19 protein-coding genes are annotated in these 22,060 nt (G+C 62.3%); 13 read left to right on the top strand and 6 right to left on the bottom strand.

Features of this window, described 5'->3' with window-relative positions:
* Positions 1-77 precede the first annotated feature (77 nt).
* From purE to purN, 5 genes are all read left to right on the top strand, one after another.
* A complete protein-coding gene (purE, locus tag B5D13_RS05270; protein ID WP_078687286.1) occupies positions 78-539 on the top strand; it encodes a 5-(carboxyamino)imidazole ribonucleotide mutase in 462 nt (153 codons plus the stop codon).
* 6 nt (positions 540-545) lie between these two features.
* Positions 546-1,385, top strand: coding sequence for a class B sortase (locus B5D13_RS05265; RefSeq protein WP_078687285.1), 840 nt, complete (start codon positions 546-548; stop codon positions 1,383-1,385).
* An 8-nt stretch (positions 1,386-1,393) separates the two neighbouring features.
* The gene (purF, locus tag B5D13_RS05260; RefSeq protein ID WP_078687284.1) at positions 1,394-2,926 is read left to right on the top strand and encodes an amidophosphoribosyltransferase; all 1,533 of its coding nucleotides are present in this window, start codon (positions 1,394-1,396) and stop codon (positions 2,924-2,926) included.
* A 77-nt stretch (positions 2,927-3,003) separates the two neighbouring features.
* Positions 3,004-4,077, top strand: coding sequence for a phosphoribosylformylglycinamidine cyclo-ligase (gene purM, locus B5D13_RS05255; RefSeq protein WP_078687283.1), 1,074 nt, complete (start codon positions 3,004-3,006; stop codon positions 4,075-4,077).
* On the top strand, positions 4,074-4,685 hold the full coding sequence (gene purN / locus B5D13_RS05250; RefSeq protein ID WP_078687282.1) for a phosphoribosylglycinamide formyltransferase: 612 nt from the start codon (positions 4,074-4,076) through the stop codon (positions 4,683-4,685). Before purM ends, purN begins: the two co-directional genes overlap by 4 nt.
* Positions 4,686-4,811: 126 nt before the next feature.
* On the opposite strand, the gene B5D13_RS05245 is transcribed toward purN, so the two are convergent.
* The 3 genes from B5D13_RS05245 to rlmD all read right to left on the bottom strand — a co-directional run bounded on the left by B5D13_RS05245 (position 4,812) and on the right by rlmD (position 8,553).
* Complete coding sequence (locus B5D13_RS05245; RefSeq protein WP_078687281.1) at positions 4,812-6,542, bottom strand: 1-deoxy-D-xylulose-5-phosphate synthase; 1,731 nt, start codon at positions 6,540-6,542, stop codon at positions 4,812-4,814.
* Between the two features lie 140 nt (positions 6,543-6,682).
* The gene (locus B5D13_RS05240) at positions 6,683-7,207 is read right to left on the bottom strand and encodes a GNAT family N-acetyltransferase (protein ID WP_078687280.1); all 525 of its coding nucleotides are present in this window, start codon (positions 7,205-7,207) and stop codon (positions 6,683-6,685) included.
* A gap of 149 nt (positions 7,208-7,356) precedes the next feature.
* The gene (rlmD, locus tag B5D13_RS05235; protein ID WP_078687279.1) at positions 7,357-8,553 is read right to left on the bottom strand and encodes a 23S rRNA (uracil(1939)-C(5))-methyltransferase RlmD; all 1,197 of its coding nucleotides are present in this window, start codon (positions 8,551-8,553) and stop codon (positions 7,357-7,359) included.
* 261 nt (positions 8,554-8,814) lie between these two features.
* On the opposite strand from rlmD, the gene B5D13_RS05230 reads away from it, so the two are divergent.
* From B5D13_RS05230 to B5D13_RS05205, 6 genes are all read left to right on the top strand, one after another.
* Positions 8,815-9,762 (top strand): lactate/malate family dehydrogenase, encoded by a 948-nt coding sequence (locus B5D13_RS05230; protein ID WP_078687403.1) that lies wholly within the window; start codon positions 8,815-8,817, stop codon positions 9,760-9,762.
* Positions 9,763-9,964: 202 nt separating this feature from the next.
* Entirely contained in the window at positions 9,965-11,437 is a 1,473-nt protein-coding gene (locus B5D13_RS05225) for a radical SAM protein (protein WP_078687278.1), read from the top strand.
* A 207-nt stretch (positions 11,438-11,644) separates the two neighbouring features.
* Positions 11,645-12,967, top strand: a complete 1,323-nt coding sequence (locus tag B5D13_RS05220; RefSeq protein WP_078687277.1) for a hemolysin family protein — start codon at positions 11,645-11,647, stop codon at positions 12,965-12,967.
* An 88-nt stretch (positions 12,968-13,055) separates the two neighbouring features.
* Positions 13,056-14,690 carry a cyanophycin synthetase family protein gene (locus tag B5D13_RS05215; protein ID WP_078687276.1) on the top strand — a complete coding sequence of 545 codons (1,635 nt, stop codon included), beginning with the start codon at positions 13,056-13,058 and terminating at the stop codon, positions 14,688-14,690.
* Positions 14,691-14,771: 81 nt separating this feature from the next.
* The gene (locus B5D13_RS05210; protein WP_078687275.1) at positions 14,772-15,218 is read left to right on the top strand and encodes a YtxH domain-containing protein; all 447 of its coding nucleotides are present in this window, start codon (positions 14,772-14,774) and stop codon (positions 15,216-15,218) included.
* A gap of 70 nt (positions 15,219-15,288) precedes the next feature.
* A complete protein-coding gene (locus tag B5D13_RS05205; RefSeq protein ID WP_078687274.1) occupies positions 15,289-16,263 on the top strand; it encodes a PRC-barrel domain-containing protein in 975 nt (324 codons plus the stop codon).
* Between the two features lie 16 nt (positions 16,264-16,279).
* On the opposite strand, the gene B5D13_RS05200 is transcribed toward B5D13_RS05205, so the two are convergent.
* Positions 16,280-17,548, bottom strand: a complete 1,269-nt coding sequence (locus tag B5D13_RS05200; protein WP_078687273.1) for an Nramp family divalent metal transporter — start codon at positions 17,546-17,548, stop codon at positions 16,280-16,282.
* A gap of 2 nt (positions 17,549-17,550) precedes the next feature.
* Positions 17,551-19,404: a magnesium transporter gene (locus tag B5D13_RS05195; RefSeq protein ID WP_078687272.1), complete on the bottom strand. Its 1,854-nt coding sequence runs from the start codon at positions 19,402-19,404 to the stop codon at positions 17,551-17,553.
* Between the two features lie 345 nt (positions 19,405-19,749).
* Between B5D13_RS05195 and B5D13_RS05190 the strand changes: the two genes are divergently transcribed.
* Complete coding sequence (locus B5D13_RS05190; protein WP_078687271.1) at positions 19,750-20,427, top strand: transaldolase family protein; 678 nt, start codon at positions 19,750-19,752, stop codon at positions 20,425-20,427.
* A 64-nt stretch (positions 20,428-20,491) separates the two neighbouring features.
* Here the strand turns inward: B5D13_RS05190 and B5D13_RS05185 are convergent, their stop codons facing one another.
* Entirely contained in the window at positions 20,492-21,367 is an 876-nt protein-coding gene (locus B5D13_RS05185) for a DeoR/GlpR family DNA-binding transcription regulator (RefSeq protein WP_078687270.1), read from the bottom strand.
* Between the two features lie 237 nt (positions 21,368-21,604).
* On the opposite strand from B5D13_RS05185, the gene B5D13_RS05180 reads away from it, so the two are divergent.
* Positions 21,605-22,057, top strand: coding sequence for a PTS mannitol transporter subunit IIA (locus B5D13_RS05180; RefSeq protein ID WP_078687269.1), 453 nt, complete (start codon positions 21,605-21,607; stop codon positions 22,055-22,057).
* Positions 22,058-22,060: the final 3 nt, after the last annotated feature.

The raw sequence follows: 22,060 nt of genomic DNA, 5'->3' as shown, positions 1-22,060 counted from the left end.
CAGGCGCATGCGCCCTCTATACTTGTGAAAAGACAGGGCGCTTGGCGCGCCAACCGTGAAAGGGCTTTGGAGGAGCAATGGCAGAGGCACCGCTCGTGGGAATCATCATGGGGTCCAAGTCGGACCTTCCGGCAATGGAGGCTTGCACCGAGCAGCTCGACGAGCTCGGCGTTCCCTACGAGCTTGTGATTGCGTCGGCTCACCGCGCGCCGGCGAGGGTTCACGAGTGGGCGTCCACCGCTGCGGACCGTGGCATCAAGGTGATCATCGCCGCTGCCGGCAAGGCCGCGCATCTTGGCGGAGTCGTTGCCGCGTATACCCCGCTCCCCATCGTCGGCGTGCCCATGAAGACGAGCGACCTGGGTGGCATGGATTCCCTTCTGTCCATGGTCCAGATGCCGTCGGGCGTTCCCGTGGCCTGCGTGGCCATCGGCGGCGCCAAGAACGCTGCGATCTATGCGACCCAGATTCTCGGCGCGACCATGCCCGAGTATCGCAGCAAGATCATAGAGTTCAAGAACGCGATGGCCGAGGCCTAGGCAGCCATGAAGACGACTCCCGACAACGAGAAGCGCGCAGCCTCCCGCGAGCAGGGGGTCTCTGGTCACAAGGCCCACCGTGCCCGCAGAATCGTGTCGAACATTCTGATCGTGTGCGGCGTCGCCCTTCTGCTCTACGCGGCCGGAAGCTGGGGCCTTGCCCAGTACAACTATTGGAAGCAGGACCAGGAGAACAAGAAGCTTGCGACGTATGCGAGCGTGCCGACGAGGGAGTCGGAGGCGCCCACCGTTGACTGGGAGGGGCTTAAGGCGGTCAACGGTGACGTTGTCGGCTGGCTCGAGGTTCCTGGCACTACGGTCAACTATCCCGTTTACCAGGGGGAAGACAATACCTGGTACCTGAGGCACAGTGCCGAGGGCTACTGGACCATCGGCGGACAGGTGTTCATGGACTACCAGAATACCGCTCCTGGCCTGGTGGACAACCAGACCATCCTGTACGGGCACCACCTCAAGGACGGGTCGATGTTCTACCCGCTCTTCCTCCTGAACGACCAGGCAACCTTCGATGCGACGAATACCGTCTGGTACGTAACCGAGGGCGGCGCCGTCGAGCTCGAGCCGCTTATGGTCTACTACACCGACCCCAACGACCAGAACGTCCGTCGCTTCCAGTTCGCTTCTGATGATGAGTTCCGTTCCTACCTTATGGGTCTGCTGGGCAAGTCGGTCACCCGCCGCGCCGACGCCGAGACCATCATTTCCGGAACGAGCCATGTTCTAACCATGTCTACCTGCAACTACTACGAAGGGTACGGTCGCTCCCTGCTGGTGTGCGTACCCAAGTCCGAGGCTCAGGCGGCAACGGTTGCCGCCTCTGTATAGGGGGATTTGTGCTAGAGAATTTTACCGGGCTTGACGTCCGCGAAGACGCCGACACGCTCCACGAGGAGTGCGGCGTCTTTGGCATTTGGGCACCCGACCGCGACGTTGCCCGACTCACCTGCTTTGCGCTCCGCGCCCTTCAGCATCGCGGACAGGAGTCCGCGGGCATCGCCGTGGGCAATGGCTCTACGGTGCTGGTCCGCAAGGACCTGGGTCTTGTTGCCGAGGTCTTCTCGGATTACGATTTGGGGGCTATGCCGGGCAAGCTTGCCGTCGGACACGTTCGCTATGGCACTTCGGGCGCGCGCAGCTGGGAGGCGGCTCAACCTCACCTGTCCACCATCGACGACGTCATTATCGCGCTTGCGCACAATGGCACCCTGGTGAACTCTGACCATCTCCGCGCGGAGCTCGACCGCGTGGGCGTGCGCTTCAGGTCCAACACCGACTCTGAGGTGGCCGCGAAGCTCATTGGCTTCTTCACGGGTCACGAGCATCGCATCATCAAGGGCATCAGGCACACGATGAACCTCATCGAGGGCGGATATGCCATGGCGCTCGCCCGCGAGAACGCGCTGTATGCCTTCAGGGATCCGCACGGAATCAGGCCGCTGGTTCTGGGGGAGCTTCCCGCTCGCGAGGACGGAACCGGCGCGGGTTGGGTCGTCGCGTCTGAAACCTGCGCCTTTGACATTGTCGGCGCTCGCTTCGTGCGCGAGATTGAACCGGGCGAGATCATTCGCATCTCCGAGGACGGCCTGGTCTCCGAGCCCGGCACCCAGGCACGTGCGACGCACAACTGCATCTTCGAAGAGGTGTACTTCTCGCGCCCCGACTCCATCGTCGACGGCAGCTCCGTGTACTCGATGCGCTACAACATGGGTCGCCAACTTGCCCGTGAGGCACCCGTCGACGCCGACCTCGTCATCGGCGTTCCCGACTCTGGCCTGCCTCCTGCGGAGGGCTTTGCCGCCGAGCTTGGGCTCAAGTTTGGCGAGGGCCTCATCAAGAACCGCTACGTCGCCCGCACCTTTATCCAGCCAACGCAGGAGATGCGCCAGATGGGCGTTCGCCTCAAGCTGAACGCGCTGCGCGACAACGTCGAGGGCAAGCGCATAGTCATGGTCGACGATTCCATCGTGCGCGGCACCACCTCCAAGCAGATCGTTCGTATGCTCAAGGACGCCGGCGCCAAGGAAGTCCACGTGCGCATCAACTGCCCCGAGGTCAAGTGGCCCTGCTTCTACGGCATCGACACGGACGTGCAGGCACAGCTGATCAGCGCCACCAAGAACGTCGAGGAGGTGTGCCAGTTCATCGAGGCCGACTCGCTTGCGTTCCTCTCGCTCGAGGGGCTCGAGAGCTGCGTGCCGAAGGTCGGGTGGTGCAAGGCCTGCTACAACGGCGAGTATCCCGTCGAGGTGCCACCTGCGTTCGCCGCCGGCAAGTTCGTCGAGGGATTCAAGCCCGTGAGCCTGTATCCGCCGACTGACGGCGCCACGCGCAGCATCGACGAGGAGCTTCAGGTCGAGGTTCAGTAGGGCATCCCCGGGGGAGAAGAGCCTGGCATCTTAGGTTGTAAATCGGCGGCGACGCCGCCTGGACTAAGGAGTAATGAATGACGACAGAGCAGACCAAGCACGTCACGTACGCCGACGCGGGTGTCGACGTCGATGAGGGGGCACGTGCGGTCGATGCGATCAAGGACACGGTCAAGGCGACCAGTCGCCCTGAGGTCATCGGCGGCCTGGGGGGCTTTGGCTCGTGCTTCTCCATGAAGCCATTCAAGGACATGGAGGATCCCGTCTTGGTGTCCGGAACCGACGGCGTTGGCACCAAGCTCGCCATCGCGCAGCTGCTCGACCGTCACGAGACCGTGGGTGAGGACCTTGTCGCCATGTGCGTCGACGATGTCGTGCCCATCGGCGCCGAACCCCTGTTCTTCCTGGACTACGTCGCCATCGGCAAGCTCAAGGCCGACCACGTCGCGAAGATCGTCAAGGGTATCGCGAACGGCTGCAAGAAGAGCGGCTGCGCCCTGGTCGGCGGCGAGATGGCGGAGCATCCCGGCGTCATGAAGGCTGACGACTACGACCTGGCCGGCTTTGTCGTCGGCGTCGTCGACCGACCGAAGATGATCGGTCCCGACAAGGTCAAGGCGGGCGACGTCATCATCGGTCTGCCCTCCAGTGGCATCCACTCCAACGGCTACTCCCTCGTGCGCAAGGTCGCCATCGAGGGCAAGACGATTGAGGAGCTCAACCAACCTCTCGACGAGCTGGGCGGAGAGTCCCTGGCAGATGCGGTCCTTCGACCCACGGCCATCTATGCAGGTGGCCTCGTCAAGGCACTCAAGGCTGGTGCGCCGATCCACGCAATGGCTCACATCACGGGTGGTGGCATCACCGAGAACCTCAACCGTGCCCTGCCCTCCAACGTCGACGCCGTCGTTGACCGCGGTGGCGATGATGGTCCCGCATGGGACGTTCCGCCCATCATCACCTACTGCGTCAAGGCCGCCGGCCTCACGCCCGACGAGGCCTACAAGACCTTCAACATGGGTGTCGGCATGAGCATCATCTGTGACCCCAACGACGTGGACGAGGTCTGCGGGGACCTAGTCGAGCAGGGCTTCGCTCCCTTCGTCATGGGCGAGTGCGTCGAGGGCGAGGGCAAGGTGACCTATCGATGAGCATCAAGCTCGGCGTTCTGCTCTCGGGCTCAGGCACCAACCTGCAGGCTATCATCGACCGCATTGACGCGGGCACGCTCGATGCACAGATCGCGATTGTAATTTCTTCTCGCCCGAGCGCCTACGGCCTCAAGCGCGCCGAGGCTGCTGGCATCCAGACGATGACCTTGAGCAAGGAGATCTATGCCGACCCGATGACGGCGGACGAGGTGATCGCGTCCGCGCTGAAGCGCGAGGGCGTCGACTACGTCATCATGGCTGGATACATGCGAATGGTCCACGCTCCCATTCTGCGTGCGTTCGAAAATCGCGTCGTGAACCTGCATCCAGCTCTGCTGCCCAGCTTCAAGGGCGCCCATGCCATTCAGGATGCCTACGACTACGGCGTCAAGGTGACGGGCGTGACCGTGCACTTTGCCGACGACAAGTACGACTGTGGCCCAATCATCGCGCAGCGTGCCCTGGTCGTTGAGGAGGGATGGGATGTCGATACGCTCGAGTCTCGCATCCACGACATCGAGCACGAGCTCTACCCCGACACCATTCAGCTGCTGTCGGAGGGCCGCGTGCGCGTTGAGGGCAACAAGGTTGTTGTCGACCCCGCCTAGGGGAGTCGCGAATCGTGCGTCGCGAAATGCGCCACGTGAAAAGGAAAGGGAGGCCGCCCGATGGACGGCCTCCCTTCTTTCTGTCCATGCCGTGCTGCGCGGACGTGTTTCCCGCGGACGCGCGGCCTAGCGCTCGAGAACCTCGCGGATCTCTTGCGCGATGGTTTCGGGGTTCAGGTGGTAGCGCTTGCGCATGGCCTCGCCGTCCACGCGGTCGAGATACTCTCGACGAGCGCCATAGTTGAGCACGCGCATGTCGTCGGCCGAGTAGAACGCGGTCACGGCAGAGCCGAAGCCTCCGGCGAGCATGCCGTCCTCAAGCGTGACGACCAGACGATGGTCTCCCTTGAGGGCCTGCAGCAGCTCTGCATCGATGTCGTTTGCGAAGACGGGGTCGATGACGGTGGCGTCGATGTCGCACTTCTCAAGCTCGGTCGCGACCTCCTGGGCGAGCGCCTGGAAGTTGCCGTAGCCCATCAGCGCGACATCGCGACCCATGCGCACGACGCGGTTGCGCTCGACGTCCTCCGTCGAGAAGCGCTGCGGGCCATGTGTCGCGGATTCGGGAACGTTGATGATGACCGGTCCCTCCTGCTGGTCGATGGCCCAGTCGAGGATGGCGTACTCGTCCTCCATTGAAGAGGGCGAGAAGACCCTTACATTTGGCACGATGTTCTCGAGCGAGGAGATATAGGTGCCGTTGTGAGTCGCGTCTCCCGTGCCGATGGAGGCTCCGCGGACCAGAATCACGCCGGCGCTGCGGTTGAGGGCGAGGTCCTGCATGAGCTGATCGTACGTGCGCTGCGCAAAGGAACCGCTTACCAGGTAGACCGGTTTGGCGCCGCCGCGGGCGAGACCCGAGGTGAAGGCAACCGCGTGCTCCTCCGCGATGCCGACGTCGACGAATTGCTTGCCGGCCTTGGCGCGCCACGCGGGTGTGAGCGACAGACCGCCCGGCGTGCCGGCGTTGATGACCACGACGGAGGGGTCCGCTTGGATCTTCTTTAGGAGGAAGTCGGCGTTGAGCTTGGTCGGGCTCTCCTCGTCCGACGGCTCGGCGCCCTTGGGGTCAACCCAGTGGCCCTCCTCCCTGTGCTCCTGCGCCCAGTCGGAGCCGAGGCCCTTCTGGGTGCAGATGTGTACGACGATGGGGTGGTCGATGTCTTTTACGGCACGCAGCTCCTGGATGAGCGCATCAAGGTCGTTGCCGCTCTCGAGGAAGCGGTACTCGAGCCCCATCGCGGTGAAGAAGTTGTTCGAGGCGGTGCCCTTCGTAGCGCGCAGTTCGGCGAAGTTTCGATACATGCCACCCTGGTTGGGCGCAATGGACATGTCATTGTCGTTGAACAGGATGATCATGTTCGAGTCGAGCATCGCCGCGTTGTTGAGGCCCTCGAAAGCCTCGCCGCCACTCATGCTCCCGTCGCCGATGACCGCCACAACGTTGCCCTTCCCGCCCGTCAGGTCGCGGGCCTTGGCCAGGCCGCAGGCAAGCGAGAGCGACGTGGAGGTGTGCCCGACCTTGAACTGGTCGTGCACGCTTTCCTCGGGGGCGCTGAAGCCGCTGTAGTCAAGGTACGTCTCGGGTTCGACCATCCCGCGCCGCCCGGTCAGGACCTTGTGCGTATACGACTGGTGAGAGACATCGAAGACGAACTTGTCGCGCGGGGAGTCGAATACGTAGTGCAGGGCTATCTCGAGCTCGACGGCACCAAGATTGGAGCCGAAGTGCCCTCCGACGGCCTCTAGGCGCCTGATGAGAGCGGAACGGATTTCCTTCGCAAGCTCGGGAAGCTCAGACTGCGGAATGCGTTTGAGGTCGGCGGGGCTATCGATGGAATCCAGGTACTTTGACATGCAAAAACTCCTCGTCTTTCTTGTATTTCAAAGCGCTGTAGCAAGCGCCGTCGGTGGCAAAATGCACCCTCACTTCAGTACCCGCGCGCAAGAGGGTCTATGCCTTGGGCACAAAAGGCACAGGGGAGAAGCGCGCGGCCCTACAGGTCGATCCAGTAGCGCTGCTCGATGGTTCCGTCAGGGAGCGACAGCTCGTTTTCGAGCACGCCGCCATTGTTGATGATGGACTTGGCAGATCCGACGTTGGTCTTGTTGCAGGTCATGAGCACGCGGTCGATGCCCAGGTCTCTGCATTTATCGAGTGCAAGGCCAATCATCTTGGTGGCGTAACCCTTTCGCCTCTCGCTGGGCCTGATTCCGTCACCAATGTGGCCACCGCACTCCAGCAATTCGTCGTTCAGGTGATGGCGGATGTCTACGGCGCCCAAGAGCCGGTCTCGCTCATCGTCCAGAAGGAAGTATACGGAGTTGGGAACGTGTCCCTCTGGCACGGGGTTTGGCTCGAGTCCGGCAAGGTAGGAATCGAAGTCGTGGTAATCGTTCCGGAAGATGGCGTAGGGGGAATGGTCGGTGCCGTTGGCCTCCTGATCGGCCTTCCACTCGTCTATCATTCGGCCAAGCTTGGTCTCGTACTTGCGGGATAGCTTGATGAGCCTGAGTCCCATGTACTTCTCCTCCTCTTTAGCTAGTAGCTCCTCGGGATGTCTAATCCAAGAAGAAGCTCCTTCTTGTGAGAGCTTGTCCCAAAGTCTCTCGCATCATACTCGTGAACATTTGCCAGGGAATCCGCAGCAAAGAGAAGCCGGCTGCCCGTCTAGCCGCGCTTGGTAAGCAACGCGACAGTCTCGATGTGCTTGGTGTGAGGGAACATGTCGACGGGGGTCAGCGTGCGCAGGCGATAGCCGCGCCTCTGCAGGTGCTCGATGTCTCGCAGCTGCGTCTTTGGGTTGCACGAGACGTAGACCACGGTCTTGGTCCCCATGTGTGTGACGCCGTCGAGGAACTGTGGCGTCGACCCCGCGCGTGGTGGGTCCATGACGACCACGTCGAAGCTCGCCTTTCCCGACTCTGCGATTGAGTTCATATACTCGGTTGCATCCGCCGCCACGAAGCGCGCACGCTGGTCTAGGCTGTTTGCGCGCGCGTTGCGCTTTGCGCAGTCGACCGCGTCATGAACCTGCTCGACTCCCGTGACGTGTACGGATCCGTCCTGTTTGGCGATGCACATGCCGATGGTTCCGGTTCCGCAGTAGGCGTCGAGCACGTTGAAGTTGCCCTCGCCTGAGACGGCTGCCTGTTGACAGGCGTCAATCGAGAGCTGGTACAGAACCTCGGTCTGGCGCGGGTTTGTCTGATAGAAGCTGGTCGGGCTGATCTCAAAGGTGCATCCCAGTAGCTTGTCGTGCATGATGCCGCTGCCAAAGAGCGTCTTGCACTCGCGGCCCAGCATCGCATTCGTGCGATGCTGGTTGATGTTCTGCGCGATGGAGCTGATCTCGGGGTGCCTCTGGGTGAGCTCAGCGACGAACTCGCGCTCGCGTGGAAGCCGCTGCCCGTTGGTGACGAGGGTCAGCAGGATGTCTTCGGTTGCGTAGCCGCAGCGTACAATGGCGTGGCGCAGCGTGCCACGGCCGCGGTCTTCCTGATACGCGCGAATTCCCAGACGCTCCGCCACGCGGGCGACGTCGTTCAGAATGTCGCGTGCGCGGGGGTCCTCCACCAGGCACGAGTCACAGCGAACGATGCGATGGGATCCCGCCGCAAAGAAGCCGCTGCGAATGCGCCCGCCCTTACCGGGCGCGAATGGCGTCGCGGCCTTGTTGCGAAAGGCTCTGGGGTCCTCCATCCCACGGATTGGCTCTATCGTTGCGTGGTCTCTTTCGGCCGCGGCGGAGAAGAGCTTCTCCACTTCCTTCTGCTTGCGCCTAAGCTGAATGGGGTAGGGCACCGCGAGCCATTCGCAGCCTCCGCATGCCTTTGCTATGGGGCAGGTGTATGTCTTAAAGCCCATTGAATACCTCGACTGGTGTCCGCCTTATTCTTGCGTATTGCAAGCTTAGGACTAGAAAACTGCGTGCGGCTACCCTTGCCTGGGCGGCTGCGCGATACTCACATGAATTCTGTGGCGCCGCCCGCCATCACTGGCGTTTGTCGCTATGTTTCCGCAATGCTTCCGACTCGTGTGACTGTGGCCTGGCTGGGGGCTTGCGCTTTACGATTTACCAGAATATAAGTTGTTCTGTCCGGAAGTATCGAGTGAATGGACGGCATTATGGGTTTGGTCAGCAAGATCGGCATCATCGGCATCAACCATGTGGGCGCTCATGTCGCCAACGCCCTTCTGTATCAGTCTCTCGCGTCCGAGCTATACATCTGCGACACCAATGAGGTTCTGTGTCGCGCACAGGTGAACGATCTGCTGGACGCCATGTCCTTCTATCCCCATTCTGCGCGCGTGTTCGAGTGCGACGACCGCTACGAGGAGCTTGCGCAGTGCGACGTCATCGTCAACGCCGCGGGCCATGTGGCTGCAGCCAAGGAGAATCGCGACGGCGAGCTGTTCGTGACGACGGAGGAAGCCAAGAAGTTCGCGCAGCGCATCGTCGACGCTGGCTTCAAGGGCGTTTGGGTAAGTATTGCCAACCCCAACGACGTCGTCGCGACCGAGATCTGGGGCCTTACGGGCTATGACCCCAAGAAGATCATCGGTTCGGGCACCACGCTCGACTCCTCCCGCTTCAAGCACGCCATCGCCAACGTGTGCGGCTACGACCCCCAGTGCATCAACTCGTGGATGCTGGGCGAGCATGGTCTGTCGGAGTTCGCGCTGTGGTCCCACGTCACGATCGGCTGCCTGACGCCGGAGGAGGTCGAGCGGCAGGCTGGCGTCAGCTTCGATCGACCCGACCTTGAGGAGCAGGCCCGTCACGGCGGCTACATCACCATGGCCGGCAAGATGTGTACCGAGTATTCCATCTCGAACGGCGCGGTCGAGATCATTAAGGCGATCGTCCACGACACCAAGCTGGTCACGCCCGTGTCCACGCTCGTTGAGGGCGCCTACGGCGAATCCGGCCTGTTCTCTTCGCTGCCCTGCGTCATCGGCGCCCAAGGCGTCGAGCGCGTCTTCGTGCCCGAGATGGCCGAGGGCGAAATTGCGAAGTGGCATGCGAGCTGCGCTCACATTCGGGAGAACATCGAAAAGGTGAAGTGCTGGTAAGCCCGACCATCCAACTAACTGGCAAGATGCCCGTCCGCATTCGTGCGGACGGGCTTTTTGTCCCGTGCGGTTGGGGTACGCTTGCGTAAAAGTGCGCATGCTCTTCTCGTCGAATGGGTAAAGAGACTCATAAGGTTTTTGAACGCGAGTCAAAAACCGGGGAAGGGCCCCGGGCTCACATTTTACGTGGGGAGTGATTGCCATGCAGTCAAAGGTTGCCCATGCCGCCGAGCGCGCGGCTTTCGGACTGGTCGTCGACAAAATACTCAAGGATGCGTCGGTGGAGGGCCGTGAGGAGAACATCGACCATCTCATCACGATGGCCGGAAAGCTTCTGAAGGACACGTCTCCCGGTGCCACCCGGGGTCTGCGAAAGGGAATCTATCCGGGCTCGAAGTGGGAGAGCTTCCTGTTTGATGTAATCGACCATACCGATCACAACGTGCTGAAGACTACCATCCTCAACGGTGGATACGAGGCCGCCTTCCGCGGTCTTCGCAATACCACGGCCAATGCCGAGAAGTACCAGTGCAACGTGCCCTGGATCATCCTCTTCGACCCGACGAGCGCATGCAATAAGCATTGCGTGGGCTGTTGGGCCGCCGACTACGGAAACCGCCTCAACCTGACGTATGACGAGATGGACAGCCTGGTATCGCAGGCGGAGGAGCTTGGCACTCACCTCTTCATGCTGACGGGTGGCGAGCCGCTCGTACGCAAGGCCGATGTCCTACGCCTGGCCGAGAAGCACAACGAGAGCCTCTTCAACATCTTTACCAACGCCTCCCTTGTGGACGAGGAGTTTTGTGCGAAGGTGGCCGAGCTGGGTAACATTGTGTTCTCGGTTTCGCTCGAGTCCTATGAGCCCAGCATCAACGACGGCCGCCGTGGTGACGGCTCCTTCGAGGAGGTCATGCATGCCTTCGACCTCATGCGCGAGCATGGCCTGCTCTTTGGAACCTCGACGGCCTACACGCGCGAAAACACCGAGAAGGTCTCGTCTGACGAGTTCTTTGACCTTCTGATTGGCAAGGGCTGCAGGTGGGCGTGGTTCTTCCACTACATGCCCGTGGGGGAAGGAGCGAACGCCGACCTTATGCCCACCGTCGAGCAGCGCCGCTACATGTTCCGCCGCATCCGCGAGCTTCGCGCACCGGAAGGCGGCAAGCCCATCTTCGCGATGGACTTCCAGAACGACGGCGAGTTCGTCGGCGGCTGCATCGCGGGCGGCCGCGTGTACTGCCACGTCAACGCGCGCGGCGACGTGGAGCCGTGCGTCTTCATCCACTACTCCAACGCGAACTTCAAGAAGAGCGGCAACTGGCTCGAATGCCTGCGCCAGCCCATCTTCCAGGCGTATCGCAAGCACTGGCTCTTCAACAAGAACCTGCTGATGCCCTGTCCGATGCTCGAGAACCCCCAGGAGCTTCCCAAGATGGTCGAGGAGTCTGCGGCGCGGCCTTCTGAGTACGTGGCCCCCGAAAGCGCGAAGGACCTCTGCGCTCGCGTCACCCCGTACGCAGAGGCATGGGCCAAGGTCGCCGAAGAGCTGTGGCTCGAGATGTATCCCACGGGCCAGAAGACCTATGCGGATAAGATGTCGCAGACCGACGTGGACGAGAAGGCCAAGATCATCGCCGAGGAGGACAAGAAGGCGGAGGCCATCGTGGCATAGGATCCTTCGCAGGGTGTGACATGCGCACGTTCTGGTGGGGCGGGCAGCAACGCTGACAGAAATGTTTCACCTAATCGCCGTCAGTGACGTCGCGATTGATGGAGGTGGGTTGCACTCGGGTAGAATGCAGATAATCTGCCCGGTTGCGACTCACCTTTTCGCGCTGTGGCGCTGTCGGACGCTGTCTAGGAGGTTGCGCGAGCGCGCATGGACATAGCCCTTTCAATCTTCGTTACCGTATTGCTCACGCTGGTGAACGGATACTTCTCGATGTCCGAGATGGCCCTCTCCACCGCGAAGAAGGTCATGCTTGACCACGACGCCGAGCAGGGCGACAAGGCTGCCGCGCGGGCTGCCCGCGTCATCGAGAACCCCACTGGGTTCCTTGCGGCCATACAGGTTGCGATCACGCTTGTCGGGTTCTTCTCGTCTGCCTTTGCCGCGACGAGCCTGTCCGCTCCGCTGGGTGCCTGGCTGGCGTCCTTGGGTGCGGACCCCGCGTTTGCCGGGGGCTTGGCTACCGTGCTCATCACCCTGGTGGTCTCGTACTTCTCCATCGTCGTGGGCGAGCTCGTGCCCAAGCGCATCGCGATGGCGGAAGCCGAGAAGGTCTCGAAGTCCGTCGCTGGACCCTTGAGCGCCTTCGCGCACTTTGTCCGGCCGCTTGTCGCGCTCACCTCGGCCAGCGCCAACGGCCTGGCTTGCGCGTTGGGAATCAAGAGTGCCGATGACCGTCAGGACGTCTCGGAGGACGAGATTCGCTACATGGTGACCGACTCCGACGAGCTGAGCGACGAAGAGAAGACGATGATCCACGAGATCTTCGACCTGGGCGACGCCAAGGCGCGCGAGGTCATGATTCCGCGCGTCGACCTGACGGCGCTCGAGGATACCTCCACCTTGTCCGAGGTCCTGGACGTCATGAGGAGCACGGGCTTCTCACGCATTCCCATCTTTCACGACGACGTGGACCGCATCGTGGGAATAGCCCATATCAAGGACCTCATCGGACCCATGGTCGATCTGGGCGAGGGCGACAAGCCCATCAGTAGGTACATGCGCAGCGCCGACTTCGTCCCCGACACCAAGGACATCATCCCGCTGCTGTCCGAGATGCAGAACAGCCGCGACCAGATGGTCATCGTGGTCGACGAGTACGGCGGAACCGCCGGCGTCATCACGATTGAGGACATTGTCGAGGAGGTCGTGGGCGAGATTGCCGACGAGTTCGATCCCGACAACAAGTACCTGACGCAGCTTTCGGATCGTGAGTGGCTGGTTGACGGGCGCTTCTCGATCGACGACGCCATCGAGCTGGGATGGCCCATCGAGGATAGCGAGGAGTACGAGACCGTTGCCGGCTTTGTGCTCGAGATTGCAGACGGGCTGCCCAAGCCCGGCGAGGTCTTCGAGGTCGAGGGGTATCGCTTCAGGGTACAGTCGATGCGCGGGCGACGTCTGGCTCTCCTGCGCGTGACGGCTCCCGAGCCTCCAGCGGACGCCGCGGATGAGGAGGAAACGGCGGAATAAGGCCGCTAGCAGCAGCGAACGAGGACAAGTAGCCAAGTTTTACTACAATGGCACTTAAGTATGCATTTCTAGGCGGAAGGCTTCACCAATGGCAAAGCTCATCGAAATCCAGAGGGTCGAGATTGGACTCGAGAATCTCACCGCGCGCGTGCGCATTGCCCCCGAAGCCCCGCTGTTCACAAGCGAGGACCTGCAGGGCACCACGCGCATCTACAACCTGATGCCGCACATCATCGACCACGTGTGCCTGGGCGACGCCGGCGAGACGTTCAAGGACTGCATGGGAAACACCGAGCTCGCTCACCTGCTTGAGCACGTGACGGTCGAGCTGCTCGCGCAGACCAACGTAGCAGGCGACGTCACGACGGGCAGGACCTATCCCGTCGAGGGCGAGGAGCGCGGGTTCGACATCGAGCTGTCCTGTCAGGATGACGTCCTCACGGTGGGCGCGCTCTCGAGTGCCGCATGGATCATCGACTGGGCCTTCACGGGCGGCGAAGATGCCAGCCCCGACGTGGACGCGATCGTCAGCGGCCTGTGCGGGATGATCGACTCCATGGGCGACGATCCGGCCGACGCCTACGAGCGCTCAGTGATGGAGGAGCTCGATGCCGAGGCGGCTGACCAGCACCAGCGTGCCCTCGAGGAGCGCCAGCGCGAGATCGCCCAGCGCGAGCAGGAGATCGAGGCCGCGCGCCAGGAGGCCGAGCGTCTGGCGGAAGAGAAGCGATTTCGCCTAGAGCAGGAGCGCCTGCGCAAGGAGGAGGCAGCCCGTTTGGCCCGCGAGGCTGCCGAGAGGGCCGAGGCCGAGGAGGCTGCCCGCGTTGCCCGCGAGCAGGCAGAGCGCGAGGCTGCCGAGAGGGAGCGCGAGCGCCGGGCCGAGGAGGAGCGCCTTGTGGCCGAGGCCCATCGCGCCGCAGCCGCACTCGCCGCCTCCGAGGCAGCCGCTGCCGAACGTGCCGCCGCCGGCCTGAACGGATCCTCCTCGTCTGACCCCACCATCTCTCCGGAGGCCTACCAGTCGGCCCATGACGAGCCGCTCAAGGCCTTCCCCACGGACCTCGTACGTGCCTCGGCGCCGGCCGATCATACCGCGAGCATTCCGGTTGACGCCACTGCCGCCCTCGGCGCATCCGAGACGACGGCCCTTGAGGTCGTCGACGCGGGCGAGACCTCTGTCATGGCGCCCGTAGGCGTAGACGTTGAGGCGTCCACGGAGGCTGCGCCTGAGGAGGCCCCCGAGGAGCCCACGGACGAGCCTGTTACCGTCGAGGCCGCCCCGGAGGAGGATGTCGCCGCAGGCGTCGGGCCTGATTCGGCTGCGGGGCCCGAGCCGGTTGCGGAAGACGGGGCGGACGAAGCCGAGAAGGGCGAGCCCTTCTCGGCTGAAGAGACCACGGTCATGGATGCGACGCTCATCGTTGCCGGAACCCAAGAGGCGGATGCCGACGGCCCCGACGAGGATGCTGCCGAGGACGTGCCTGCCGAGGACGAGGACATCGTAGACGATCCCGTCGCAGATGAGGCTGTCGTGGGCGCGGACGCTATCGCCGAGGATGGCTCGGACGAGGGTGCAGGCGCCTCGACCGATGGGTTCGAGGATGACCTCTCGGAGGAGGATGACCAGGAGGATGTCCCGTCTGACGACTATGGCCAGAGCTCTCTGTTTGACGTGCCAGTTGAGGAAGAAGAGCATATTCCCGGCCCCCGAAGGGTACGATAGAGAGCAATGTGGATGGAATGCGGCTGTGCCGCGTGAGATAGAAATGAGGCTGGCGCTTTCGCCAGGCATGAGGAGGATTTCATGGGCACGAAGGGCGTACTTGGATTCGTGGCGGGCACCATCCTGGGGGCCGCTGCTGGCGTTACGGCTGGCGTGCTGATGGCCCCGCGCTCCGGTGCGGAGAGCCGTGCCATGGCTGCCGATGCCATGAACGATGCCTGGGACACGGCCGTCGACTCCTACGAGCGCGGTTCTCGCATCGTAAACGACAGGATCAGCTCCGTTCGTCCGAGCGTGGACGCCACGACCGACGAGCTTCGCGCCAAGGTCGACCTTGCCCGCGAGCGCATGGACCAGCTTCGTGACTCGCTCTCCGATGCCGTCACGAGCACTACGGGCCAGGTTCAGGAGGCGGTCACTACGGTTACCGACACGGTCGTCTCTGCCGCTGGCGATGCCGCTGACCTTGGGTCTACTCCGGCCGAGGGCGTGCACGTCGAGGTTGTTGAAGACGGGAATGCCGAGTAGCCATCGTTTGTTGAAACTATGGGGAGCGTGGTGCGCTGGCACCGCGCTCCCTTTTTGATTTGGAGCGGTTATGCAGAGGGTTTCCAACCTGATTGGCGCGAAGGTATTCAAGAAGAAGGTCGACCGGAAAGGCAAGACGAAGGACGTTCGCCTGGGCAGGATGCACATGGCCGTCTTCTCGCCTGATGGCCGCCGCGTCGTGGGCTTCCAGGTCATGCAGCCCGACATGGTTGGCGTCGTCAAGAGACCCGACCTGTTCATGGCGTTCGACTCGTATCGCATCGAGAACGACTACGTATACCTGAACGAAGGGGAGGCTACCCTGGAGCAGGCCGCCCGAGACCGCCTTGGTCTCGACTGGGACCGCTGCATCATGTGGACCGGCATGGACTGCCAGACGGAGTCGGGCAAGCAGCTTGGCTACGTCGGCGACTGCATCTTCGACGAGCGGACGGGGGCTGTTCGCAAGCTGTGCGTCGGCGACGGTAGCGTGGCGAAGTCCCTCGTCGGCCAGCTCGAGATTCCCGTCGACATGCTCAAGGGCTATCGCGATGGCTGGATGATCGTCGACGACGCGGCGCCGAGCCTGCAGCTCTCTGGTGGCGTTGCGGCGGCGGCGGGCGAGGGCTACGCTCGCGTTAAGCAGGGTGGCCAGAAGGTTGTCGCCAAGGCGTCCGCCGCCTCGGCCAAGGCCGTAGACAAGGGCTCCTTCGCACTGGGAAAGGCCCTCGGCAAGGCGAAGCGTGCCCTCAGCGATGCCACAGCTGAGCCTGAGGAGCAGATGCCCTCCGCAAAGGCGGGAAATGTGCAGGTCTCTCCAGCCGCCGAGCCCGTCAAGCTCAAGGGAGGATCCTCCAAGGTGACCACCTATGCCCCCACAGGCAAGCCCGCGGCGAAGAGGCCGACTGCCAAGAAGGGTGTCAGTCCCAAGAAGAAGACCAGCAGCACATCCGACAAGGCCGCAAGATCAGTCGGACGACAGCTGGGCAAGATGGGCGGAATGTTCGGCTCGTTTATGGACGAGTACAAGAAGGCGAGCAAGTAGGCGAGAAGAGCCTTCGCTACGCTCCGAAGCCCATAGCCTGAAGCACGAACATGATGACGGTGAGGATGGTCACCGCGATGATGGTGAACCAGGTCAGCGCGGTCCAGGCTCGACCGTTGGCGTTCTGTCCCATGATGTGGCGGTCAGCCGCGATGATTACCATGCAAAGCAGAAGAACGGGCAGAAGCACGCCGTTGATCACCTGGGCGGCCATCATGATGCCGAACAGGTTGATATTGGGGACGAGCACCACGGCTGCCGATATCACCAGGATGATGGTGATTAGGCTGCGGTAGACGGGCGCGTCCTGCCAGCTGCGGTCGGCGCCGCGCTCCCAGCCGAATGCCTCGCAGACGGCGCTTGCGGTGATTCCCGGCAGTACGCAGGCTGCGAGGAACGACGCGCCGATGAGGCCCGTGCCGAAGAGCGCCTCCGCGTGCGGGCCGGCAAGCGGAGCCAGTGCCGCGGCGGCGTCCTCGGCGCCGTTCACTGCGACACCCGCGGGATGAAGGACCGCTCCGGTCGCGAGGATGATGAACCAGGAGATCGCACTTGCCACGACCGCTCCGGTCACGGTGTCGATGCGCTGGTAGGGAAGGTCCTCCTCGTCGGCGTTCTTGTCGACGACGTTTGACTGGGCCAGGAAGATCATCCATGGCGCGATGGTGGTGCCGACGTTTGCGACAAGCAGGGAGATATAGCTGGGGTCACCCGAGATCATCGGGATGACCGTCGCGCGTGCGGCTTCGCCCCAATCCGGCTTGACCATGAAGCCGGCAACGACGTAGGTCACGAACGCGCACGAGATGGCAAGCAGGATTTTCTCGATGCGGCGATAGGAACCACTCATGGTGAGCAGCCAGATAGCCAGCGCCGAGATTGGGACGGAGACATATACGGGAATGCCAAAGAGCGCCATGCCCGACGCGATGCCAGCGAACTCGGAGAGCGTGACGGTGGTGTTCGAGATGAGAAGCGCAAGCATGGCCAGGGCCGAGACCCTGATGCCAAAGCGCTCGCGAATGAGCGATGCGAAGCCCTTGCCTGTGACGCAGCCCATGCGTGCCGCGGTCTCCTGCACGACGATGAGCAGGAAGCACATTACCGGTACGGTCCAGAGCTGGCCGAAGCCAAAGAGAGCGCCTGCGTTCGAGTAGGTGGCCACGCCGCCGGCATCGGCTCCCGCCAGCGCGGCGACCATGCCCGGGCCCATTGCGCCCAGGACGAGCTTGGGGTCAAGTTTGGTGTGCGGCCGCTTTTCGACCTGCTTGCGCTTGCTTCCCATGGCTACACCAGCAGGATTCCCGGGCCCATGCCGAATGCCGCGACAAGGACGAACACGACGACCGCGACGAGCATGGCGACGCACGAGAGCGTGAAGCCCGAGGTCTCCTCGTTACGCTCGTCACGCGTGCGAAGAATCCAGAGGTACACGGGCGAAAGCGCAAACGACACGACGGTCGAGACGCCTGCGGCGATGAAGCCCGAAAGGATGGCCCTCGACAGCTCGAGATCGCCTGCTCCAGCAAACACGATCTTGTCGAACACGGTCACCAGCAGAGCGACGACCGCGCCAAACACGATGCCCAGCCCGATGCTCTTGAGCGAGAACCCTAGGAACGAGGGGGATGAGTCGTCGTCGGGGTCGTTCTCGAGGAAGAAGTTGGTGACATAGTTAATGGAGTCGTCAGCCAGCACGACGGCGACGGGCAGCGCCATGCAGCTCAGCAGGACGTTGAGAAGGGCAACCCTCGGAGCCGAGGCCACAGACAGGATGCAGACGGCGACGATCCAGATGAAGAACCACAGGTTGCGGCGGATGAGCCAGGCGATGTCGTGGGAGCTTCCGTCGCGCTCGCCGTCGCTGTTGCTCGCACCGGCAATCTGAAGGTCCTCGGCGTGCTCCTCCTCGAGGACGTCGAGTGCGTCGTCGACGGTGACGATACCCAGCAGGCGCCTGTTGTCGTCGACGACAGGCATTGCCATCAGGTTGTACTTGGCGATGTCCTCGGCAACGTCCTCCTGGTCGTCGTCGGGGCTTGCGGTAATCAGGTCGTCGTCGATCGCGATGTTGCGAAGCTGCTCGTTGCTCTCGGCGACGGCCAGCCTGTGAAGGGTGACAAGTCCGGTCAGGCGCTTCTCGTCATCCTCAAGATATATGTAGTGGACGGTCTCGAAGTCCTCGTCGAGGTTGCGCAGACGCTCGATGGCCTCGGCTACCGTCGCGTCCTCCGGAATGGAGACGACCTCGGACGTCATGATTCGTCCGGCGGTGTCCTCCTTGTAGCCCAGCAGCTGGCGGATGGCCTTCTGCTCCTTGACGCCCATGAGGCGCAGGAGCTTCTCGGCCTTCTCGTAGTCAAGCTCGCTGACCAGCTCTGCTGCGTCATCGGGGTCCATCTCGGAGAGCATGCGGGACGCGTCGAGCTCCTCCATGTCGCCCATGATCTCCGCGGCCATCGCGTCGTCGTCAAACTCGGCCATGGCCTCGGCGGCCTGCTCGTCATCGAGCTGCGCAAAGACCTGCCCGCGCAGGCGCGGGTCCAGGCGCTCGAGGATGTCCGCGATGTCGGCGGGGTGGAGCTCGTCGAGCGTCTTGTGCGAGACGGAGAGCTTTACGTTGGAAAGGTCTCGGTCCAGCAGGTCCATGTAGTTCCATGCGATGATCTTCTCGGGCATCGGCTTGCCCAGGGCCCTTGCGGCCTTGAGGGCCGCGGCCTCAAGGTGCGGCGACAGCGTGCGTAGCAGTCCACGCGCGCCGACTTCCGCCCCCAGCAGGCGAAGCTGAGAAGAGCTGGTATCCGAGAGCTTGAGGTCGTTTACGCGAACGACGCGCATGCCTCGGGTGTCGACGATCTGCTTGTTGAGAAGGTCTCGCGCAATGAGGACCTCATCAGGTTGTAGGTACGAGAAGCGGATGTCGGTTGCGACCACCTTGAGGGTGATCTCGTCCTCGTCGAACTCATCCACGTACTTGCGCCACGAGATCATAAGTGGAGTGTTTGCGGGACCCTGCACGGCAAGCGCCGTCACGCGGGGGAATACCTCGCCCGTTGCTATGCCGAGGTCGCTCACGCGACCGATGCGCTCGCCATTGAGGTCATAAACGGGGTTGCCCAGCAGCTGGGACAGATAGATCATGCGAACTCCTTAGTTGGTATATGCGAACTGTGCCGCGCGTGGCGCGACGGCCTGGGTTACCCCGCGGCGCAACCAACTAGGACACACCGGGGGTCATCGACTGTGAGGTCGAGGTTTCATCAATGCCCCTTCTCTTCGGTATCGAAAGGCCTTGTGCGGTGTGTGCGCAAGGCAAACCGTATTGTACACGCCCTTGCCCGCGATTGTCTCCGAAGCTTCCAAGGCGCACATATTCGCATGCAATACCGTCGCCGATTGGTCCTGCCGGACGCCTTGCTGCCGCGATTACAATGGGGCCGTTCTGTGGGCGGCTTGGCCGTCGGGCTGTTTTGAGAAGGGCGTGCAATGGATTCGTTTGAGCTTATCATCGACACTGCGGACCTCGACGGGATTAAGGAGTGCGATGACATCCTGAACGTTCAGGGTGTAACCACAAACCCAACCATCCTCACCAAGACCGGAAAGCCTGCGGAGCAGGCGATTCAGGACATCATCGACTACCTTCGCCCCGACCAGAAGCTCTTCGTGCAGGTCGTCGCGACGGACTATGAGTCGATCATGGACGAGGCGCGCTACATCGCCCAGCTGCGACCCGAGAACATCTACACGAAGATCCCCGTCACCCATCCGGGTCTCAAGGCCATCAAGCAGTGCGCGAGGGAGGGCATCCCCACGCTCGCCACGGCAATCTACAGCTCTGATGCCGCGTTCATGGCGGCGCATAACGGAGCAAACTACCTGGCCCCTTACGTCAATCGCATGTGCAACTATGGCAACGGCGTCCAAGACGTCATCGATCTCATCGACATGCTCGCCATACAGGACTCCGACACCAAGGTGCTTGCGGCCTCGTTCAAGAACGTCGACCAGGCGCACCAGCTCATCGCCGCTGGCGCGCAGGCGCTGACGCTCCCGCCCGATGTCGCCCTGAACCTCGTTGCCCACCTGGGCACCCAGTTTGCGGTCGACGAGTTCTCGGCCAACTGGGAGCGCGCCTACGGGCGCACGACGCTTCGTGCCTAGCGCTCGTGCTTCTGACACTTAGCAACGTGAGGGCTTCGATGACCGAAGTCGTCGGGCCCGTTTCTTACTGAAGGGGAGGAAGGGCGCGGAGGGTCGGAATGGCAAGCATCTGGAGCTTGCGAAGGACTTCAGGGTCCTGGGCGTCGGTGATGACCGCGGAGAAGTCCGAAAGCGACGCAAAGCGATATGCTCCGCGCAACTTGAACTTGGCCTCGTCTGCCAGCAGAAACTTGTACGAGGCGTTGTGGATGACGCGCTCCTTGACCGAGCCGCTGTCGATGTTGTTCGAAGTCACTGCGGCACGGTCGAGGTCCACTCCGCTGGCGCCTATGAACGCCTTGGCAAACAGGAGCGGCTCAAGCAAACTGACGGTCGCGGACCCCACGAACCCGTTGAGCTGAACGTTGAGGTAGCCGCCGGTTCCGAGTGCGGTGACATGGGGAAGGTTGGAGAGCGTCCGCAGAATGTCGATCATGTTGGTTGTGACGATGACCTTCTTGTCGCCCTCGGCGATCAAGCGGGCAAGAATCGCATTGGTTCTCGAGACGTCGAGGAAGACCGAGTCCCCAGGGTTTATCTCTAGGTAGGCGCGCCTTGCCACTGCAAGTCGGGCGAGGTAGTTGGCCTGGCTGCCCTGGCCGAGCCGCTGGGCGTCGATGTCTGGGGAGACGTCGCCCTGCGCATCCGTTGCATGTGCCGCGTTCGTAGAGGCATGCGGTGCGTGCTTGGCGTGCGAGCTGGAGCGCGCGTCCTTCTCGTCATCGAGGCGTGTCGCTCCGCCATAGACGCGGATGAGCTTGCCGGCCTTTGCGAGGTCCTGCAGGTCCTTGCGGATGCTGTCGACGCCCACGCCAAAGAGCCTTGCGAGGTTCTCGACCTCGACATGGCCTTCTCGACGGACAATGTCGAGAATCTTTTGGCGTCTCTCACGGCGAAACACGGCGGACCTCTTTCGCGGGCTTATTGCTGCGGGTCGTCCTTGGGCTTAGCTTGCTCAAAATACACTTCCCTAATCCAATTCTGGAACAATCTGGAAGATTTGTCACAAATCGTTCTTGCAAAACTGGAAAAAACTGGAATAGAATGTGACTGTTATTTGAAGTGTACGGTTTGAGCTATGTGTCAATCCACAAATCGTCCCCAAACACTAAGTTGCTCAAGAAAGACGGAGGCTCGAATGAGCGCAATGGAAGAGATGCTCAAGCGCGAGAACGTGCAGATCGTTCAGTCCTGCATCGATTGGGAGGATGCCGTACACGTGGCCGTGCAACCCCTTGTCGATGGGGGATTTGTTACGCCAGCCTACATTGACGGCATCATTCAGAACGCCCACGAGATGGGCCCGTACTTCGTTCTCGTGCCCGACCTTGCACTCCTTCACGCTCGTCCCGAACAGGGGGTCCTCAAGAAGCAGCTGGCCGTCACGGTCCTGCGCGAGGGTGCCGAGTTCAAGCCGGGCGAGCCCTGCCGCGTTCTCGTGACGCTGGCCGCCGAGGACTCTGACTCGCACATTGACGTCATGAGGACCCTCGCGATGATGTTCGCCGATCCGGGCAACATCGAGAAGGTCGCAACTGCCCAGACGGCAGACGACGTCTATCGCCTATTCACGGACTTCCCCACGGCGTAAACG

Origin of the sequence: Olsenella sp. KH1P3 (genome assembly GCF_900167315.1) — a bacterium.
Taxonomy (GTDB): Bacteria; Actinomycetota; Coriobacteriia; order Coriobacteriales; family Atopobiaceae; genus Olsenella_J; species Olsenella_J umbonata_A.
The sequence above is the reverse complement of the archived record's forward strand: the minus strand, read 5'-3'. Positions and strand labels throughout refer to the sequence as shown.

Bases quoted from the DNA above. Each gene is read 5' to 3' on its own strand.
- purE (WP_078687286.1), top strand. From the start codon at position 78: ATGGCAGAGGCACCGCTCGTGGGAATCATCATGGGGTCCAAGTCGGAC.
- B5D13_RS05265 (WP_078687285.1), top strand. From the start codon at position 546: ATGAAGACGACTCCCGACAACGAGAAGCGCGCAGCCTCCCGCGAGCAG.
- purM (WP_078687283.1), top strand. From the start codon at position 3,004: ATGACGACAGAGCAGACCAAGCACGTCACGTACGCCGACGCGGGTGTC.
- purN (WP_078687282.1), top strand. From the start codon at position 4,074: ATGAGCATCAAGCTCGGCGTTCTGCTCTCGGGCTCAGGCACCAACCTG.
- B5D13_RS05245 (WP_078687281.1), bottom strand. From the start codon at position 6,542: ATGTCAAAGTACCTGGATTCCATCGATAGCCCCGCCGACCTCAAACGC.
- B5D13_RS05240 (WP_078687280.1), bottom strand. From the start codon at position 7,207: ATGGGACTCAGGCTCATCAAGCTATCCCGCAAGTACGAGACCAAGCTT.
- rlmD (WP_078687279.1), bottom strand. From the start codon at position 8,553: ATGGGCTTTAAGACATACACCTGCCCCATAGCAAAGGCATGCGGAGGC.
- B5D13_RS05230 (WP_078687403.1), top strand. From the start codon at position 8,815: ATGGGTTTGGTCAGCAAGATCGGCATCATCGGCATCAACCATGTGGGC.
- B5D13_RS05225 (WP_078687278.1), top strand. From the start codon at position 9,965: ATGCAGTCAAAGGTTGCCCATGCCGCCGAGCGCGCGGCTTTCGGACTG.
- B5D13_RS05220 (WP_078687277.1), top strand. From the start codon at position 11,645: ATGGACATAGCCCTTTCAATCTTCGTTACCGTATTGCTCACGCTGGTG.
- B5D13_RS05215 (WP_078687276.1), top strand. From the start codon at position 13,056: ATGGCAAAGCTCATCGAAATCCAGAGGGTCGAGATTGGACTCGAGAAT.
- B5D13_RS05210 (WP_078687275.1), top strand. From the start codon at position 14,772: ATGGGCACGAAGGGCGTACTTGGATTCGTGGCGGGCACCATCCTGGGG.
- B5D13_RS05205 (WP_078687274.1), top strand. From the start codon at position 15,289: ATGCAGAGGGTTTCCAACCTGATTGGCGCGAAGGTATTCAAGAAGAAG.
- B5D13_RS05200 (WP_078687273.1), bottom strand. From the start codon at position 17,548: ATGGGAAGCAAGCGCAAGCAGGTCGAAAAGCGGCCGCACACCAAACTT.
- B5D13_RS05195 (WP_078687272.1), bottom strand. From the start codon at position 19,404: ATGATCTATCTGTCCCAGCTGCTGGGCAACCCCGTTTATGACCTCAAT.
- B5D13_RS05190 (WP_078687271.1), top strand. From the start codon at position 19,750: ATGGATTCGTTTGAGCTTATCATCGACACTGCGGACCTCGACGGGATT.
- B5D13_RS05180 (WP_078687269.1), top strand. From the start codon at position 21,605: ATGAGCGCAATGGAAGAGATGCTCAAGCGCGAGAACGTGCAGATCGTT.